The 19,365-nt window shown below is 43.0% G+C and carries 16 protein-coding genes; 5 read left to right on the top strand and 11 right to left on the bottom strand.

Annotated features, from left to right (window positions below; all coding sequences use genetic code 11):
- Window positions 1-15 precede the first annotated feature (15 nt).
- The 7 genes from MKY28_RS10340 to MKY28_RS10370 all read right to left on the bottom strand — a co-directional run bounded on the left by MKY28_RS10340 (window position 16) and on the right by MKY28_RS10370 (window position 8,952).
- Window positions 16-885, bottom strand: coding sequence for an NAD(P)-dependent oxidoreductase (locus tag MKY28_RS10340; RefSeq protein WP_076317796.1), 870 nt, complete (start codon window positions 883-885; stop codon window positions 16-18).
- Window positions 886-1,044: 159 nt separating this feature from the next.
- Entirely contained in the window at window positions 1,045-1,629 is a 585-nt protein-coding gene (locus MKY28_RS10345; protein ID WP_235200832.1) for a TetR/AcrR family transcriptional regulator, read from the bottom strand.
- 226 nt (window positions 1,630-1,855) lie between these two features.
- Window positions 1,856-3,028, bottom strand: coding sequence for an MFS transporter (locus tag MKY28_RS10350; RefSeq protein ID WP_338706086.1), 1,173 nt, complete (start codon window positions 3,026-3,028; stop codon window positions 1,856-1,858).
- Between the two features lie 24 nt (window positions 3,029-3,052).
- The gene (locus MKY28_RS10355) at window positions 3,053-3,871 is read right to left on the bottom strand and encodes a MerR family transcriptional regulator (RefSeq protein WP_340935882.1); all 819 of its coding nucleotides are present in this window, start codon (window positions 3,869-3,871) and stop codon (window positions 3,053-3,055) included.
- 255 nt (window positions 3,872-4,126) lie between these two features.
- Window positions 4,127-6,595, bottom strand: a complete 2,469-nt coding sequence (locus tag MKY28_RS10360) for an FAD-dependent oxidoreductase (protein ID WP_340935883.1) — start codon at window positions 6,593-6,595, stop codon at window positions 4,127-4,129.
- A complete protein-coding gene (locus MKY28_RS10365) occupies window positions 6,592-6,906 on the bottom strand; it encodes an ArsR/SmtB family transcription factor (RefSeq protein ID WP_036615511.1) in 315 nt (104 codons plus the stop codon). The genes MKY28_RS10360 and MKY28_RS10365 overlap by 4 nt, the downstream gene beginning before the upstream one ends.
- Window positions 6,907-7,137: 231 nt before the next feature.
- Window positions 7,138-8,952 (bottom strand): family 43 glycosylhydrolase, encoded by a 1,815-nt coding sequence (locus MKY28_RS10370; RefSeq protein ID WP_340935884.1) that lies wholly within the window; start codon window positions 8,950-8,952, stop codon window positions 7,138-7,140.
- Window positions 8,953-9,306: 354 nt separating this feature from the next.
- Between MKY28_RS10370 and MKY28_RS10375 the strand changes: the two genes are divergently transcribed.
- A complete protein-coding gene (locus tag MKY28_RS10375) occupies window positions 9,307-10,668 on the top strand; it encodes an alkaline phosphatase (RefSeq protein ID WP_340937892.1) in 1,362 nt (453 codons plus the stop codon).
- A gap of 115 nt (window positions 10,669-10,783) precedes the next feature.
- Here the strand turns inward: MKY28_RS10375 and MKY28_RS10380 are convergent, their stop codons facing one another.
- The 4 genes from MKY28_RS10380 to MKY28_RS10395 are packed head-to-tail and all read right to left on the bottom strand — an operon-like array spanning window position 10,784 to window position 15,264.
- On the bottom strand, window positions 10,784-12,199 hold the full coding sequence (locus tag MKY28_RS10380) for a 6-phospho-beta-glucosidase (protein ID WP_340935885.1): 1,416 nt from the start codon (window positions 12,197-12,199) through the stop codon (window positions 10,784-10,786).
- An 11-nt stretch (window positions 12,200-12,210) separates the two neighbouring features.
- Window positions 12,211-14,112 carry a glucose PTS transporter subunit IIA gene (locus MKY28_RS10385; RefSeq protein WP_076317804.1) on the bottom strand — a complete coding sequence of 634 codons (1,902 nt, stop codon included), beginning with the start codon at window positions 14,110-14,112 and terminating at the stop codon, window positions 12,211-12,213.
- A gap of 27 nt (window positions 14,113-14,139) precedes the next feature.
- Window positions 14,140-14,694 carry a DJ-1 family glyoxalase III gene (locus MKY28_RS10390; RefSeq protein WP_036615521.1) on the bottom strand — a complete coding sequence of 185 codons (555 nt, stop codon included), beginning with the start codon at window positions 14,692-14,694 and terminating at the stop codon, window positions 14,140-14,142.
- A gap of 12 nt (window positions 14,695-14,706) precedes the next feature.
- Window positions 14,707-15,264 carry a DJ-1 family glyoxalase III gene (locus MKY28_RS10395; RefSeq protein ID WP_076327528.1) on the bottom strand — a complete coding sequence of 186 codons (558 nt, stop codon included), beginning with the start codon at window positions 15,262-15,264 and terminating at the stop codon, window positions 14,707-14,709.
- 232 nt (window positions 15,265-15,496) lie between these two features.
- Between MKY28_RS10395 and MKY28_RS10400 the strand changes: the two genes are divergently transcribed.
- The 4 genes from MKY28_RS10400 (at window position 15,497) to MKY28_RS10415 (ending at window position 19,264) form a co-directional block, all read left to right on the top strand.
- Window positions 15,497-16,456 (top strand): LysR family transcriptional regulator, encoded by a 960-nt coding sequence (locus MKY28_RS10400; RefSeq protein ID WP_340935886.1) that lies wholly within the window; start codon window positions 15,497-15,499, stop codon window positions 16,454-16,456.
- 163 nt (window positions 16,457-16,619) lie between these two features.
- Window positions 16,620-17,996 (top strand): MmgE/PrpD family protein, encoded by a 1,377-nt coding sequence (locus tag MKY28_RS10405; RefSeq protein WP_340937896.1) that lies wholly within the window; start codon window positions 16,620-16,622, stop codon window positions 17,994-17,996.
- Between the two features lie 250 nt (window positions 17,997-18,246).
- Window positions 18,247-18,687 carry a CBO0543 family protein gene (locus MKY28_RS10410; protein ID WP_340935887.1) on the top strand — a complete coding sequence of 147 codons (441 nt, stop codon included), beginning with the start codon at window positions 18,247-18,249 and terminating at the stop codon, window positions 18,685-18,687.
- A gap of 106 nt (window positions 18,688-18,793) precedes the next feature.
- Window positions 18,794-19,264 carry a ferritin-like domain-containing protein gene (locus tag MKY28_RS10415; protein WP_340935888.1) on the top strand — a complete coding sequence of 157 codons (471 nt, stop codon included), beginning with the start codon at window positions 18,794-18,796 and terminating at the stop codon, window positions 19,262-19,264.
- Window positions 19,265-19,365 lie beyond the last annotated feature (101 nt).

A 19,365-nucleotide genomic window follows, 5' to 3' on the forward strand; every position in this document is an offset into this window, starting at 1 on the left:
TTAGATTTTCTTTCCTTAAGAGGAATGCTCAAGACAACGGATTAAAGCCGTCCAATCCAACTCACCATAACCATGGGTAATTCCTTCAGAGAGGTGTTGATGAATAAGCTGACCTAAAGGTAGTGGAGCTTGAACTGACTTGGCTGCCTCGATAGCTAATGCAACATCCTTTAACCCGAGCTTCATATTAAAACCGGCTGGTTCAAACCGCTGTTCGGTCATGATCGCGCCATAGTTCTGATATACCGGAGATTGAAAAAGAGCATTCACAACATCGATATATCGGGACGGCTTAATACCGTGCTTTTCAACCATGAGCTGCGCTTCCGACAAAGCTTCCAGCATTGAAGCAATTAGAAAGTTAACGCCTATTTTGACAATGTTACCTTCTTCGCCATGATCCCCAATCTCAAATATCTCTTGACTTAGTACTGTTAACATGGGAAGTACTCGTTGTCTTGCATGTTCCGGACCAGCTAAAATAATGCGCAATGTAGCTGCTTTAGCGGCATCCGGGCGCCCCATTACGGTGGCAGACACAAAGTGCTGGTGTCTCTCCGCATGCAAAGCGGATAATTTTCGAGCCAGATCTACGCTGATCGTACTGGCAGATACGTGAATTCCATTTTCAGATAATCCGTTCAGAACTCCATGTGGTCCCTCGACAATCTCTCTCAAAGCAGCATCATCAGATAACATGGTAATTACAAGATTGCTTTCTTTCGCTGCCTCTAGAGGTGTTTGGACATACCGTGCTCCCTGTTTTATTAATGGTTCAGCTTTTTCAGGGGTCCGATTAAAGATGACTAATTCATACCCCGCGTTCAACAGGTTTTGTGCCATTGGAAGCCCCATATTACCAAGTCCAATAAACGATACCTTCATTGGTTGCATCTCCTTATTGTTGATGGAATGTTTCGATAACGGAATGAATGTTCCAGAATGATTAAAAAAATTATGGTCTTGCAGATACTTTTCAAATGGCACCTTCAAAATATGAGGAATATAATAACGGAACAATCATTCCAATATTGCTAAAAAAAATTATATCCCTGCAATTACAAAGCTAATCATCTCTTTTGCACGTTCTGGATTTTGACCTGTTTTGGCCATAATATTTATGCTTTGATGTAAATTCAGCAATAAATAAGACAATGTTTTGATATCTGTTGTTTTATCTATCTCTCCCGATTGTTGGCCCTTTTCCAAAAGCTCGCAAAATGCTTGTTCCAAATCCGAAAAACTAGTCTGTATCAAGACATTTATCTGTTCATCTGGTGACTCCAATGTTGTTGCTGTATTTGTTACAAAACATCCGCCCGGTAGGCTGGTATCGTATGCTGAAGCAATATGATACTCAAAAAATTGAAGAATTCCTTCTCTAACGTTGGACGCTTGTTCAAGAATGGTCTGTTTATTGGAACTCCCTTTTTTATAATGCTCCAGGGCATCTCTATACAAGGTTTGCTTGTCGGAAAAAGTATCATAAAGGCTGGATCGGCTAATGCCCATCACTTCCAGTAAATCCGGTATACTAGCAGCCTCGTATCCTTTTTTCCAAAACAACAGCATCGCTTCGTGTAACGCTTGATTTTTGTCAAATTCTTTAGTCCTGGCGATAAGTAACACCTCCCGTTTCAGAAATATAACATATCTGAACTGATCAGTCCAGAAAAGAATCTTGCCGGTTGTTAATCGTTATTAAAAATTTATCCATTGAATAATATATGAGCTATATTTTACATCTAACTCCAAAAATATTAACTTTGTTATACACCAAAAAGATCTCTTGAGCAGTGAATGCTGAAGAGATCTTTTTATTTTACTTATAAGCAAGAATTACCCATCACTGAAATTACACTGGATCTGGAGTTCCAGTTCTGCTTCTCGATTTCTTAAATAGCAGTATGGCAAGAAGTAAAGCAATTCCTACAGCTCCAAACCCCAACCAATTTAAGTACAGGACAGATGTACGACTGATCACAATCCCACCTAATCCAGATCCCAGTGCAAAACCAAACTGGATAAATGACGTATTTACGCTAAGGGCAATGTCGGGATTACGAGGTGCCAGTGTAACCAGATATAGTTGCTGGGCCGGAGATATGCTCCACGTTGCTAACATAAAAATCATTAAAACCAAGATTAACATCATAAGATTAACTCCAGCTAGAGCAAACAAAAGCAGAGTTACGCCTTGTAACAGAAGGCCTAGACAAATTGTAAACTTTGATCCCTTTGCGTCTGCCAATTGTCCGCCCACTTTTGATCCGACAAAGCTGCAAATTCCCGCGAGAAACAGAACACCGCTTATCTCGGTCATAGTAAGAGTGGATGTGGCTTGCAAGAAAGGCGTAATATACGTGAACAGTGTCGAATAGCCGCCGATATACAATAATGTAATAAGCAAGGCAGTCAGAATGAGTGGATTTTTTAAAATGGAGAGCTGCATTCTGAGGGTGATCTTTTCTTCCTCTTTGATTGCCGGAACCTTTTTGTAGATAATAAGTAATGGAAGAACACTTAACAATCCAATGAATATAAATAGAACTCTCCATCCAAACATTTCACTAAAAAATGTGCCCAATGGGACACCGAGCACTAGCGAACTGCTTAGCCCCATCAAAATGATGCCGATGGCATTGCCTCTTTTTTCTTTTTCAACCAGTCGTGTCGATACGGCCATCGCTACTACGGTAGCCACTCCTCCGCTAGCACCTTGAATAATTCGCACCCATAGTAAAGTTTCGTAAGAAAGGTCAACAAGCATAAGTCCGTTGCTGGCAATAAACACACTGAGGGCAGACAACAGTAACTTCTTGCGATCCATATTTATTGTAATTGCAATGAGAATCGGAGCGATAATGGCCGCTGCCAGAGCAAATACAGTCACCAGTAAACCCACTTCGGAAGTAGATACGCTCAAGTCTGAGGCGATCATTTCTATAACTCCTGTAATAATGTATTCAAGGGTTCCGATCAGAAAAACAGCCAATGCCAAGATATATATAATCCATTTATTTTTCACTTTAATCCACTCCGTCTTCTTCAGTTATCTATTTAGTATTGGAATTTGTATTTCTATAAACTGTACATCTTGTTCTTGAGATAAGGGTAAATATAATTCCCTACCAGCTCCGTTCTCCTTGATCTGATAGTTATTCTTCTCAATCCATGTAGCTAGATGAACACAGGCTTTACAGGCAAAGGTGGCATTGGAACGATAAGCTATGGTGGCCATCATGGGCTCGGCAGGAAGAGTCCGCAGTTGAAATGGGTCGGGAGGTGAGCGCAGATCACAGGTTAAGAAGTAACCTATTTCAAACTCGAACTCTTCCTCTTGTCCTGCGATTTCTTTCCACAAAACAACCTGAGGTCCGTCGATCAGTTGGCGCATTTCTTTTGTTAATGACTGGTCAAACTGACGAAATAAACTCGGGATATCCTCTTCCCTCCCACAACCTGTCTGAAAAAGAAACTGCCGAGCACCTTCCTCTTTGATTCGGATTTCTTGCCCAGTTTCGACGTGCCCCTCTTCCTCTATAAGCTGCATGCGTTCCTCAATCCGGACGAGTTTGGCTTGTTCCGTATCGATAACCTGCTGAATTTCGCTTCTTTTTAGCTTAAACATGCCTTGAATATTCTCCAATGTAATATGCTCCTGTAACAGCTGTGTGATTTGTGGCAACGTAAACCCCAATTCTTTATAAATGAAGATTCGGTTAAGCTCGAGAAGCTGATCTGCGGAATAGTAACGGTAACCCGTATCGTGATCTACCTTTCTCGGCTTAAGTATGCCAATCTGGTCATAATAACGCAGTGTTTTTAATGAGACCCTACTTAGCCTGGAAAACGCACTGATTTTGAACAACATATCATCTCCAATCTTTTAACCTAATGCGAGTATATAGTTTCCCGTACAGGGGAAAGTCAAGGGTGTATATGCTTCTCATTTGCCTAGCTAAAATCAACCACCGTCCTTGTCATCACTCTATGTTGCTGTTAAATGTAAGTCAAAGAACCGTTTTTGAATGAAACGTTCATTATTTTTGAACAAAAAAATGCCACTCATCGTGGCATTCTCTCGGTACGCATTCAATTATCCTGCTCAGCATTACTAATTTTTTTAAATAAACAGATTATGATTGGCTTGTGATGCTTGTCCAAGATAGTAACCTACGCCACCAATTTTGACTTGGTCTATTAATTCTTCACGCTGAATTCCCATTAAATCCATAGACATTTGACAGGCAACGATCTCTACTCCTTGTGCAATTGCGCTCTCTATCAATTCTTCCAACGAAGGCACATGATGTTTTTTCATCAAACCACGGATCATCTTCGGGCCTGCTCCGAGCATATTCATTTTGGACATGCCAAGCCTCTGGCTCCCGCGAGGTAACATCATATCAAACATACGGCCGATCATAGTTTTGGATAACTTCTGAGGCTGCGGCTTACGAATAATACTCAATCCCCAAAATGTGAAAAATAGGGTTACTTTCCGTCCACTCGCTGCTGCCCCATTTGCAATAATGAGTGAGGCGATCGCTTTATCCAGATCACCACTGAAAACAACCATCGTGCTGGCAGGATCGCTGATTGGGGCATTGGATACGGGTTGTGCTGTATTTTTGGCAATGACAGACTCAATTGTACCGCCTTTCAGTCTTTCCAACTGCAAGATTGTGGAACCCGACATTGTGGCCCATGCTTTAACATCTTCATAGAAGCCTGGATCGGAAGCTTTCACGCGAAGGGTTTCCCCGTTCGAGAGTTGATCCATTTTTTGCTTCACTTGTATTAGCGGACCGGGACAACTTAATCCGCATACGTTCAAGTCATGATCAATACGTTGCGGCTGTGTTGAGTCAGTGGGAATAGACTCCTTTTCCTTAGCGTCTATCACAGGATCATGATGGTCTTTTTTTGCAGTAGTAAATGGAGCAGGATTAAACTGGGCTTGACGGTATGTTTTATAACCACCACTTAAGTTTTTTACGCTAAAACCATGCTGACGCAAAATTTGCGAAGCAGTGTAACCACGTAAGCCGACTTGACAGTATAGCCAGATTTCTTTGGATGGGTCTAATTCATCTAAACGTTGACGAAGCTCATCAACTGGAATAGAGAGTGAATCCGGAATATGACCATTTTGATGCTCAATTTCACTGCGTACATCCAGAAGTATCGACTGCCCCGGCTGACGATCAGCCAGTTGATTATAGGTGAACGTCTGAACACGTCCGGTAATCATATTCTCTGCTGCATATCCAGCCATATTCACGGGATCTTTGGCAGACGAATAAGGAGGCGCGTAACTCAGTTCAAGCTCTGTTAAATCCCGGACATGTCCTCCAAAATGAATGGCTACAGCAATATCATCAATTCGTTTATCCACTCCATCATAACCGACTGCTTGTGCGCCTAAAATTTTGCCTTCCGGAGTAAACAGCAGTTTAAGAGTAATTGCACTTGAACCCGGATAATACGATGCATGAGAAGCAGGGTGTACGATAACGGTTTGATATTCCACGCCGAGACGCTGTAGTGTTTTCTCATTACTGCCTGTCGTGGCTGCGGTCATTCCAAATACTTTGATAATGGACGTACCTTGTGTTCCTTTGTAGGTAGATTGAAGCCCTGCGATACGGTCGGCAACAATACGACCTTGTTTGTTGGCAGGTCCGGCAAGTGGTATCGTTGCCTTCGTACCATGAATGGTTTCCGTTACTTCGATGGCATCCCCAACAGCATAGATATGTGGCACACTACTTTCCAAGGCTTCATTTACGATAATATGTCCACGTGCACCCAGCGAAACGCCGCTATCTTTCAAAAAATAGGTGTCCGGCGTTACGCCTATCGCAAGAATAACCATGTCAGCTGTCAACACATGACCATCGGCAAGTTCAACCCCTATGCCCTGCTCTAGGGAATGAAATCCCTGAACACGTTTGGAAAACAGCAGGTTTACACCATGATTCTCCATTTCCTGTGCTAATGCGGCTGCTAACTCGGTATCATAGGGTGTGAGTACTTGTGCGTTCCCCTCAATAAGCGTTACATCCAGACCAGCTTCCTTTAGATTCTCAGCCATTTCTACGCCGATAAATCCACCGCCTATGACGATCGAAGACTTGTTGTTATAAGAACTTATCTGTTCTTTGATCCGATCAATATCAGGAATACTTCGTACGGTATAAATTAGTGGATTGTCCTTACCCGGCAGATCGGGAATCATCGGTTTTGCACCTGGTGACAATATCAACTCGTCATAACTTTCTTCATATGCACCGCGCTCCTGGGATTGTATCTTAACCACTCGCTTCTGCGAATCAATAGCTACGACCTCACTTCTTGTACGCACATCAACACAAAAGCGATCTGCCATCCCTTTTGGCGTTTGCACCAGCAGACGGTCTCGATCATCGATGGAGCCACCTATATAATAAGGCAAACCACAATTGGCAAATGAGATATAAGGTCCTTTCTCAAAGATAATAATTTCGGCATGTTCATCCAGACGGCGAAGACGTGCAGCTGCAGATGCACCTCCAGCTACACCGCCAACAATGAGTACTTTTTTGCTCATGATTCACAATCATCCTTTTCAAATAAAGTTTTGATAATCTGTTCAACCCGTTGATCGGCAAGCACATAGTTCACTTCAAGACCATTCCGCTCCGTAGCAACAATGCCTGCACTACGAAGTTTCTGGAGGTGTTGTGAGACTGTTGATTGGGGAAGATCCAGACATTCCTGCATATAAGAAACATTACATTTTTTTTTCATCATCAGTCCGCGCACAATGCATAAACGAATGGGGTGAGATAAAGCTTTCAGCAGATTAGCAGGTTCATCGAACTGTTTAATGTTATTGCTGTCAAAAGCGGGAGTGTTCAAAAGTATTCCTCCTAAATCGTTATATCGTAATAATACGATTTATTGATTCGCCTGTCAAATGTATTCTGGAATTAATGCGTTTAATAAGTCGCATACCCGCTCAACCCTACGGCTTTGCTTGTTCCAGGTGGATGATAAAAATGCCTGCCAAAACCGCTAAAAGCGACATTTGACAGGCATTCATGCTGTATCAAGCCTTCATTAAATAGCGATTCAATTGAATTGCTTATTTTAGAGTATAACAGGCTGAATCAGTCCGTCCTTACCAAAAAGAAGCGGGTCCATACATATTTCGCGGTGATACCCCTTTCCAGAGGAGAATCTGGACAGTGGTGTTACAAAACGGTGATAGGCAATCCGTAGTTGACCGGTTTCATTTTCATTAAAGATACAGTGATGACCTGTTCCCAGCATGCCCTTCTCGACATTTTTGCTCAGGATTGGGTATCGATAGGTAATTGGACCATATAACTGCTCTGCCGTACCGTAATTCACATGATAGTCTTCACTGCCTGTGTCATCACAGGACCACGTAAAATGGTATAGTCCACCCTGCTTCAGCACGGTTACAGCCTCACGAAAATCATGCAAGCCCGCCAGATTGCTCATTGTGTCCTCAACGACACTTATCATGTCTTCACCAAGCTCCACAATGGCACCATGTCCATTGCCAAATAGCAGATACGGTCTTCCATCATCTTCGACATAGATGGAGGGATCAATAGCTTGGCCCATAGCAATGCCCAGACGTTTCAACTGCTCCATTGTGATCAAAGGTTGCGACTCGGCCAGGAATGGTCCAATCGGTGTATCCGCTACAGCAACGCCAATGGCACTGTCGCCGTTCAGCATTTTGCCACAGAAATAAAAATAGAACTTTTCGTTACGGCTGGCAATTGCCGGTGCCCAGGCATTACCGGTTGCCCAGGTGACATCCTCTGTTCCCAGATCAAGGATAACACCTTCGTCTTGCCAATGCTTCAGGTCTGAAGAAGAAAACACTTTGAACTGTGTCCCCGACCACCCCTCGAAGCCATCTGTTGTTGGATACATATAGTAGCGATCCCCAAACTGTGCGACATCAGGATCGGCATATTGTCCGGGAAGCACCTGATGACCATCCCCAAAAGCCGCGAGAAGCCGGCTGCACTCCTCAGCTGTGATTGGCAGGACACTTCCATGCCGCTTTTGAGTCGTTCCCATATCGAATTCACCATCAGGGACGATTCGGAATTCTCCACTTCCCAGATCTGTAGTCAGCAGAGGAAGATAACCCTTGCCTTCAGCAAATCGATCAACAATCAGACACCATTCCTCCCGGTCATTGAATTTAAAGATTTGAGGTCCCTCCACACCTGCCATAGCCTCCAGTACCGGAGCTTGAAGTGTAACAAATGCCCCTTTGTCGAGAGAGTCTCCTTTTTCTACCCGTATGTTTTTGGTTGTTTCATCCTTGGAGTATCGATAATAAGAGCCATCCGCAGGAAGAATCGTTGTATCAATAATATGATTATCCCGCTCAATGTATTTTTCCGATGCAGAAAACGTACGAAAGTCTTTTGTACGAGCGCTGTATATTTTTTGTTTTCGTTCTTGCTCCTGAGGTTCCTGCGTCGCAGAAGCCCAGAATACAAGAAACTCATCTGCCATTTCATCATACACAGCTTCTGGTGCCCAGACACATCCAGCGCCCTCAACACCTAGTGTAACGTTCCATGGGGATGACCAGTTCACGAGATTGCTGGATTCCCATATAATTACGTCACGGCTCCCGGTATTAACGGCATGACTCCATCCTTTGCCGCTTGCGATGCGGAGATCCGTAGCAATCAGATAAAATTTATTATCCTTGACTGAACGAACCAGAAACGGGTCCCGTACCCCCTTTTCTCCAAGGTCTGAAAACAGCACAGGTGAGCCGCCATTAAGGTCCTTCCAGTGAAGTCCATCCTCGCTATAGGAGAAATAAACCTGCTCTCCGTCTGGTTGTTCGCCAATAAAATGTACAAAGAGATACCCATCATAAGTTGGAGTTGTTTTGGTCAATGGTAAAGAGCCTCCTGAAAATGAAATTGATTTTATATTAACAGTAATATAAAAATGAAAGCGTTCTACTTATGTTGTATCATACTTCAAAAACAGCGGGATGAGTATATTTTTGTAATCTCGTATGTAGAAGATCATGTGAATCTTTCGCCGAAACATATTGCCCTGATTGGAATATTTGACTTACTCCTCATGCAAAGAAATTAAAGTTATCGCCGTATTTGTTTATTTTACCTCTGGTATACAAAGTTCTTGGTGTTCATTTACATATAGATGCTAATCTTCTTAATGATGAACAAATGAATATAGATTCATGCATTCATTTTTGTTGTTGAGATATTACGAGGAGGAATCATTGTGAAATTATCCAAAAGAGTATTACCAGCGGTAGCGCTGACTCTGGCTGTATCGGCTTCTACTCTCTTGTCTGCAGGACAAGCAAGTGCGGTTCAAGCTGTAAGTGTGGAGAAAAAACAAATCAATAACATCATCTTCCTCATTGGAGATGGCATGGGGACCTCTTATACTTCAGCCTACCGTTATATGAAAGATGATCCTTCGACGAAGGGCATGGACAAAACCGTATTTGACCCTTATCTGGTTGGAGCACAAATGACCTATCCGGATGATGATAAACAAAATGTAACGGATTCCGCTTCCGCAGCAACGGCCATGTCGGCGGGTGTGAAAACATACAATGCGGCCATTGCGGTTGACCCTGAGCAGAAGGAAGTCAAAACCGTACTTGAGCAGGCCAAAGAAAACGGCAAGTCCACCGGACTCGTGGCTACGTCGGAGATCACTCATGCCACACCAGCTGCATTTGGTGCCCATGATATCAGTCGAAAAAATATGGATGCAATTGCGGACGATTATTATGATGAGTTGATTAATGGCAAGCATAAGGTGGATGTACTTCTGGGTGGAGGGAAATCCAATTTTGTACGCGAGGGTCGTGACCTGACGAAGGAGTTCCAGAAGGCCGGATTCAGCTATGTGACGGATCGTTCCTCTCTCCTCGCTGATAAGAATCAACAAGTTCTTGGACTGTTTGCGGACGGAGGTCTGGACAAGTTGATTGATCGTACTGCTGCAACTCCATCATTGGCTGAGATGACCAATACAGCGATTGATCGCCTCAGTTCGAACGACAAAGGATTCTTTCTAATGGTCGAAGGCAGCCAGATCGACTGGGCAGGACATGATAATGATATCGTTGGCGCGATGAGTGAAATGGATGATTTCGCAGCAGCATTTCAGGCAGCTATTGATTTTGCCAAAAAAGACGGTGAAACACTTGTCGTAGCTACTGCCGACCACTCCACGGGCGGACTTACGCTTGGAAAAGACGGAGAATACAACTTCTTCGTAGACCCAATCAAAGCTGCACTGCGCACACCTGACTTCATGGCAGCACAAATTGCAAAAGGTGCTTCGGTTGAAGAAACACTGAAAAGTTATCTCAAACTGGAGTTGAAACCTGAAGAGATTCAATCGGTGAACGAAGCAGCCAAAAGTGCGGATGTAACAAAGATTGATAATGCTATTGAAGCGATTATTGATAACCGTTCATATACCGGCTGGACAACAGGTGGACATACAGGTGAAGATGTTCCGGTCTATGCCTACGGTCCGGCAAGTCATCGCTTCGCCGGTTTGATCGACAACACAGATAATGCCAAGATCATATTTGATATTCTCAGCAAGCACCAGTAAAAAAAATCCCTAATAAATTTCGGGTAAAACTTTGAAAAAGCTTAAGCCCTTGTCTCCAGTTGTTGCCGTTGGAGACAAGGGCTTTTAATTGATCATTCGTGTACTTGACGAAGTGTTATATTATCTTCCCTTGACTTTTAATACATTCTTTATACCAGTAGAAAGAATCTTTTTTAACTCGCTTTAATGAACCCTTTCCATCATTGTCTTTATCGACATAGATTAAGCCATATCTCTTTTTCATCTCTCCTGTTCCGGCACTGACAAGGTCTATGCAACCCCAAGGAGTGTAACCTATCACTTCAACTCCGTCTTCCAGAATGGCTTTTTTCATCTCACTCACATGCTGTCTAAGGTAATCAATCCGATATGGATCATGCACTGACCCATCCTCTTCGAGCGTATCCACTGCGCCTAAACCATTCTCTACAATAAATAGCGGGATCTGATACTTATCATACAGCCAGTTTAATGTAATCCGGAGACCTACCGGATCAATCTGCCATCCCCATTCACTGGCATGCAAGAGCGGATTTTTATAACCGCTTATTTCATTCCCCTCACTCTTGTCCTGATCGGTTGGATTAGCCATAATCACAGAGCTGGAGTAATAACTGAATCCGATATAATCTACGGTTCCTTCTCTCAGAATCAATTCATCCTCAGGAGCAGTTTCAATTTCCAATTGATGCTGCTTCAGGAACCCGTAATATGAGCGTGGATATTTGCCTCTGACATGTACATCGAGAAAGAAGTAAGCTTGTTGAAGTTTTTTGACATGGGCAAGCACATCATCAGGGTCGCAGGTAGCTGCGTATGACGTTGGATGAAGGAACATACCGCCGATCATAAAGTCCGGGTTGATCTCTTTACCGAGTTTGACCGCCTTGGCACTGGCTATCAGCATATAATGCGCAGCCTGGTACATGGTCTGAAGTTTGTTTTCCCCATCGTTCCACTGAATGCCTCCCGGTTTCCATGGCTTGCGCACAATCATATTGATTTCGTTAAACGTCATCCAGTATTTAACCTTAGTCCGATATCTGGTGTAGACTGCTTCGCAGAAGTTTAAGTAAAAATCAATCAATTTACGATTGCGCCATCCCCCATATTCCTTCACTAGATGATATGGCATTTCGAAGTGAGATATGGTGACTACTGGCTGAATCCCGTATGCCAAACAGGTGTCAAACAAGTCATCATAGAATTGCAGACCTTCCTCATTCGGTTCCGTCTCATCTCCGTTTGGAAATATCCGTGTCCACGCAATGCTGGTTCGAAAGCATTTGAATCCCATCTCATGAAACAACTGAATATCTTCCTTGTATCTTGTATAAAAATCACTAGCCTGATGACTAGGGTAATATACATTCTCCTCAATTCCCTGTGTAATTCTTCGCTCCAAGCCATGTGTTGCTGCTGTCATGACATCTGCAACACTGACTCCTTTGCCGCGCTCATTCCATCCACCTTCTAACTGGTTGGCCGCTGCAGCGCCTCCCCAAAGAAAGTCTTTAGATAATTTACTCATATTAACCACCTCTAAGCGTGAATGCGTAACAGTGCTTCGTTTTGGACAACCCGATCCTCAGCAATCTGCTCAACACTCTGATATTCAAAAGTATTTGATATAATGATGGGCACGACCGTATCAAATCCTGCTGCCCGAATAGCTTCATGATCATATTCGATCAGCAGATCTCCTTGCTTAATCACCTGATCCTGCTGCACATAAGCTGTGAAATGCTTTCCTTTCAACTTGACGGTGTTAATCCCTACGTGAACAAGCATCTCCACTCCTTCATTCGACATCAGTCCAATGGCATGTTTGGTTGGGAACAGCGATACAACTTTACCGTCAAATGGCGCGTATACTTTGCCATCGATTGATTCAACTGCAGCACCGCTCCCCAGAGCAAAGATGGGATCGTCGATTTCAGTTATATTTTTAACTATCCCGTTAATCGGAGAGCCAATGATTAGTGTTCCGGTTGGTCGAGTCAAAGCATGGGATTCTGAGGTCGACGTAATCACATTAGCGGCAGCAGAACCATCTGTTCCATTGCCAACACTTGCAGTAACTGGAGCTGGAATCTCTTCTTCAATTCCCCAGATCAAGACGGCAACCAGTGCAAGCGTAATGCTGATTGCTACCCCGATAATGATGTGTATATAACTGTCAGCGATATAGGTTGGCAAGGCCAGGATACCTGGCAGAATCAGAGCCGTTGCTCCTCCACCCCAGAAATTGATGTAAGCTGCTCCGATACCTCCTGCAAGCATCGCACAGATAAATGGGCGCTTGTACTTAAGGTTGAATCCGAAGATAGCCGGTTCGGTAATACCAAACATCGCCGTTACACCACTGGATAGAGCACTGGATTTGCTCGCTTTATGTTTCAATAAGAGGAATACACCAATACATGCCCCGGCTTGAGCCAGATTTCCAGTCAAGTTCGCAGGTGAAATTACCGAGTATCCATATTCAGCAATCAGCTGGCTGTTAATTGGAGTAATCGCGTAATGCATGCCAAATATAATTAGAAGGGGTCTGAATGTTCCAAATAAAAATGCACCAATGACGCCATTCACCGTATACAAATACGTTACAATTTGAGCAACTCCACTGCCGAAGTAGGTTCCTAAAGGTCCGAAAACAATTAATCCAAGTGGAACCATAATGAACAACACAATCATCGGCACAAACAAAATTTTAAACATATCGGGTATTCGCTTATTAACAAATCGGTAGACGTAGCTCATCACCCAAACCGAAATAATAATCGGAATGATCGTTGATTTATAGTTCACGAGCAATAATGGAAGGCCGAAAAAGCTTAAACTGGTAACACCCGTCTCTGCCACTTTTGCTGCACCTTCCATAATGGTGGGATACATGTAAGCCCCGGCAAGGGCCACAGCCAGATATTCGTTGGTTTTGAACTTCTTGGCCGCGCTGACTGCAAGGAAGAAGGGGAAAAAATAGAAAATAAGATCGCTAATCAGACTAAAGGTTTGGTACGCACCACTTGTTGTCTCAAGAAGATTCATTGTCGTCAGGATTGCAAGCACAGACTTCACCATACCGCACCCAATCAACACTGGAATGACTGGCCCGAATATACCTGCCACCGTTTCCACGACTCGGGAAATCACATTCTTTTTTTGTTGTATTGCTTTCACTTCAATGTCCTGATTTTCCAAGTCAAGCTTTTCACTTACTGCGTCAAAAACGCTTTTCACTTTTGCGCCAATGATGATCTGTAACTGACCGCTGTTAAACTGGGCTCGCAGGACACCTTCCAGTCGATCAAGCGCTTTCAAGTTAACCTGAGACTCATCTTTTACGTTGAATCTCAATCTGGTTGCACAATGCGTGGCATACGTAATATTATCCTGTCCAATGTTAGCGATAATCTCCTTAGCCAATTCCTCTGTTTTCATATGATTCCCCCGCCCTCTTAGCTGTCTTTACTTGCCTCCGGCAAAGTTGTATAACATCTTTTCACGTAGGCCTGATGTATCTTTGCCGAAGATTTCTGCAATTTTGTATGCAAATGGATAAGGTGTTGCAGGCCCTTGGCTTGTAACGAGATTCTGGTCAGCTACGACGACTTCATCCTTGAAGATGCCGCCAATCAATTTCTCAGCGTACCCTACATAACCTGTTACCTGTTTGCCCTCAATGACCTTTGCATCGGACAGTACCACCGTACCGGAACACATTGCGCCAATGTACTTATTGTTCTGATTGAAGTACTGCACCATGTCAATCACATCCGGATTTTCCTTCAGGTTTTGTCCACCTGGGCGGCCTCCCGGCAGAACGATCATGTCATACTGCTTTACTTCTTCGCCAAAAGGTTTGTCTGCTTCTACAAAGATGCCGTGCATGCCCTTAACCAGCTTATCGCCAAAATAAAACGTGTCACAGGTTAATCCAGCTCTTCTCAAAATATCAACAATCGTCAGCGTTTCGCCCTCTTCGTAACCTTCCGCCATCAATACTGCTACTTTATTCGTCATTTCAGTTCCCTCCTATTCAGCATCAAATGCATTGAAATATACCATACGATTTTTGACAGCCATACTGTCTCCGCCTAAGGCATCCACTAATGCAAAAGCGAAAGCATAAGACGTCGCGGGGCCGCGGCTTGTAATCAGATTTCCATCTTTAACAACAATATCTTCTTTAAAAGTACCGCTCGTTTCAATTTTCTGATCATAACCTACATAAGCGGTAAAATTTTTGTTCTCCAACACACCTGCTTTGCCTAGTGCAAGAGGTGCTGCACACATGGCTGCTACATATTTGCCGGACTGATTCATTTCCTGAATAAGTTGAATTACACGGTCATCATCACGAAGATTAGCGGCCCCAGGCATTCCTCCAGGAAGTACGATCATATCGTAAGTTTTAACATCTTCACTGATAAGCGCATCAGCCTTGACCACGATGTCATGACTACCACAAACCATTTCACCCGCTGTACTAATCATGTGACATTCGATATGTGCTCTTCTCAAAATATCAACAATCGTCAGGGTCTCACTTTCTTCAAATCCTTCTGCTAATAGAACTGCAACTTTACTCACGCACATAACCTCCTGTTAATTATATTTTGGAGCAGACATTTGCATATTGCTCACGCTTACACCGCTATGGACATCGTGAATACATTCATAATTTATCATAGATATTCGCAACCCCAAAGCACATTTAGATTGCTTGTATGTAACTAATAGTTGCAGTATGATGATCTTTAACCGTGTTGCATCTATAGTGTTTACATCAGAGTCACACAGAAGATTACCTCAGGAGGTATGCATGCTTAATAACTATAAATATTTTTTGGTTCTGTCCGAAGAGTTAAACATTTCCAATGCAGCGAAACGACTATATATTTCCCATCAATCACTCAGCAAATACCTAAAAAGCTTGGAAGAAAAACATGGTGTTGCGTTCTTCGAAAGAAAACCTAAAATTGCGCTGACAGCAGCGGGGAAAATTATGCAAGATACGCTTCGTCAAATTGAGCTGCTGGATCAAAACATGGAGAATCAACTTACTGATCTTAAAGAGGATAAGTCAGGCACGATTCATTTTGGCGTTACCGAAGGGCGCTATCCCATTATCGTGCCGAAATTATTAAAAGAATTTTATGCCCTGCATCCCAAAGTGGAGCTTAAAATTCATCGTACAACCTCACCGCAAATGCAGGAGATGGTGTTAAACAATTCACTGGATCTGTTCCTCTCGGGTGTGGACAATATCGTAACGCAAAATGTAAAGTATGAAACGATTCTGCTTGAGCAGATGTACATGGTGATCTCGGACAATTTGCTCAAGCAGTATTTCCCTGATCAATATCCCGAGTGCATCGAAACATTTAATCAGGGCGCGGATTTGAGTCTGTTTCAACATGTCCCCTTTGTTCTGAATAAGAAAAACTTCAATTCCCGTATTTTGCTCGATAAACATCTCTCTGAACGTAACATATCCCTGCATTGTATTAACGAATTGACGCAACCGGATATCCATCACCTTTTGTGTGCTGAGGATTACGCGGCCAGTTTTTCATTAACGATGTATCTTTCAGGGATTCATGCATTAAATGAGTCTAATCATACGAATTCTCACCTTCATGTATTTCCAATCGCTGAGTTTTCCTATCTTCACCCGCTCGCATTGATCTATCACAAATCTAAAATTTTCCCCTCATACGTAGAGGATTTGAAAAAAATAGTCAAACGTTATTGCACCCCTTCATTACATCAAAGCAATTGAATCATATTGGCGTTCAATTACTTATGTGCATACAAAAGTTGAGTTAGTGCAGTTAACTTGTGCTTGAGTTCAACATCATGACAACTTTATATTTCTGTTATGTAAACTTCCCGTGTATTTGCGGATTGAAGTCAAAATAACGAGGTGAACTGTTGTGAATCATATGATTGTAGAACTTGCCAACTACATAACCCGTCTTCAATATGAGGATCTCTCCGAGAGGGCTATCGAAGTAGGTAAACAGGTAATATTGGACTCTTACGGTAATATGGTATTTGGTCGATACTCTGAAACAAGTGAACGTATTTTGGAATATGCAAGATTGGCTGACTCTATTATTAAAAATGAAGACTTGGTCTCATTGATTGGTGAACAGGATGTCCGCACTAGCACAGATCATGCTGTCTTCATTCATACCATGATGGCACGTTGTGCAGACCTGGATGACGGCTATCGCCACGCCATGGGCCACCCTGGATCTGTGCTTGTTCCGCTCCTGCTAAGTATGGCTCAGCTTCACCGAAACGATGGCAAACAGATGATCACCGCCATTGTTGTGGCTTATGACGTATATGCTCGGTTAGGCGAAGCGATCAATCCATTTATGTACCGGGAAAGAGGATTTGATGCTACCGGGGTATGCGGCGCTGTCGCAGCAGCGGCCTTGGTAAGTAAATTAACAAATGCAGATGCCAAGCAGACCAAGGATGCGATGGGGATTGCTTCTCTGTTCACAGGAGGTTTGATTGAATATCAGAATGATGGAACTTCAGGGAAAATTTTATGCAGCGGCTGGGCGGCATTGACCGGATTAAGGGCCGTGAGACTGGCATCCTGTGGTTTCACAGGTCCTGATGCAGCTTTGGAAGGAAAATATGGATTCTTCCAGGCCTTCAAAGGAACAAGCGGGCATTGTGACACAAGTCATGTGCTGGAAGGACTGGGAACTGATTTTAAAGTGACTTACATTTATTTCAAACGTCATGCCTGCCAGCGTGGATTACACGCCACTCTGGATGCTATGTTGGAACTTCGAGAAGACTATAGTTTAACACCATCCAAGATCAAGTCTGTTGATGTGAGGACCTCTTCATTTGTATATCGTCTGACAAATCCTAAGCCCAAGACCGCAATCGGAGCACAGGCCAGCACACAATTCACTTCAGCCGTGGCTCTCAAATACGGTCGTATGGACTCAGAGGAATTAATATTCAATAGCTTTACCGATCCGGAGGTTCAGGAACTGGTGCAAAAAATTACAGTAACCCTGGATGATGAAGTGCAGCAATATCTGGCTGATCATCCAACTCATTTTTGCGCTGCCCATGTTGTTATAACAACCCATGATGGCAATATATATGAACGGTGGATGCCTGTACCTCTAGGCGATATGGAAACTCCGTTTGGCTGGAATATGCTTGAACAGAAATTCAATCAATTTCTTGCAGGCACACCTTTTGATGGATACAAACAAGAACGATTCGAGTTTATTCGTAATCTGGAACATATGAATCATGTGGATAAGCTACTCCGTTTTTAAACGAATTTAAACTGCATTAATGTAAGTTTACTAAATGCGCTAAAAAAGGTCGCTTACCCTTGTTGGATAAGCGGCCTTTTTAACGTTTGGACTCACACATGCCTATTTCGAATTTGCTAATATGCATTATAAACCATGGAGTTGGTTAACTTATACAACACCACTTGTATTGAAGTGAGAGAAATCCGATAAATGCTGATGCCGTTTATAGTGAAACTACAGAAGTAACAAAGCTTTGGAGGAAAATGGCATGTTAGGAAACATTCTGTTGGGTATGGTCATTCCCATTATATTGGGTCTATGGATTCTGCGTCGGAACTTTACAATCCTTATTCTATATTATCCACTTGGTGTGGCTATTTCAGCATCCATCAACAATATCGGGTTTAATTACTTCTGGAATATTCTGCCGAATACTCATAATCAATCCTTGGCTGCTCTTCCAATGGATCTTGGAGTCTATCCGATCGCTGGTTGCCTGATGATGTATATGATTTCAGAAAAAGGCACCAAGCCATGGTTGGCGATTCTTGTTGCATCATTGTCGCTGACATTAATCGAATGGGTTGCCAAAATGATGGGGCATGTCATCTATTTTAATGGATGGAACATAATTTGGACCTTTGTGTCATACCTCCTGCCATTTGTTCTTGCTTATGGTTACAGTAAAATATTGAGGTATACCAAGTGAAGTTTTACTGAAGCTTTCCACAAATAAGGCAGGACAGATGATATGGGTTAACGCTGATGGGCATACGTGCATATCTTAACTCATATTTGTCTTGGAGGGATTCTTAATGTATGTGGCATATCCTTATGGTTACAGGTACACTTTTACTCCGGTATGGGCAACATCATCAGCCGAAGCACTTGAATTAATCAAAACGGCTGTGCAAGGAGAACGAAACGATGAGGTGTTCTATGATTCACTGATTCAGTTGTCACCCGATGCCAATCAGGCTGCCATCATCACGAGCATCCGCAATGATGAACGAGGACATAATCAAATGTTCCGCCAAATGTACAAGGATCTGACAGGTCAAGAGATTACGGGCATAAGCAGTGAGCCGGTTGAGACGGTCACCTCTTATCTTGCCGGACTGCAAAAGGCGTTTCAGGGTGAATTGGCGGCCGTGGAAAAGTATAGAAAAATATGGTTTGGTCTCCCTTATGGCATATATAAAGACACGGTGTGGGGAATCATCCTGGACGAACAGAAACATGCGGATAAATATAACAATCTGATTACCTACAATTTGTCGAGATAGTCATGTATGGGATAAACAACGCGCGTATTCTTTTAAAAATGAAAATTGAAATCAGCAAAAAACCAGTGAATAATTAAAGCTCACTGGTTTTTTTGCTTTGC

The organism is Paenibacillus sp. FSL R5-0473 (genome assembly GCF_038004565.1).
In the GTDB taxonomy this organism is placed as follows: Bacteria; Bacillota; Bacilli; order Paenibacillales; family Paenibacillaceae; genus Paenibacillus; species Paenibacillus amylolyticus.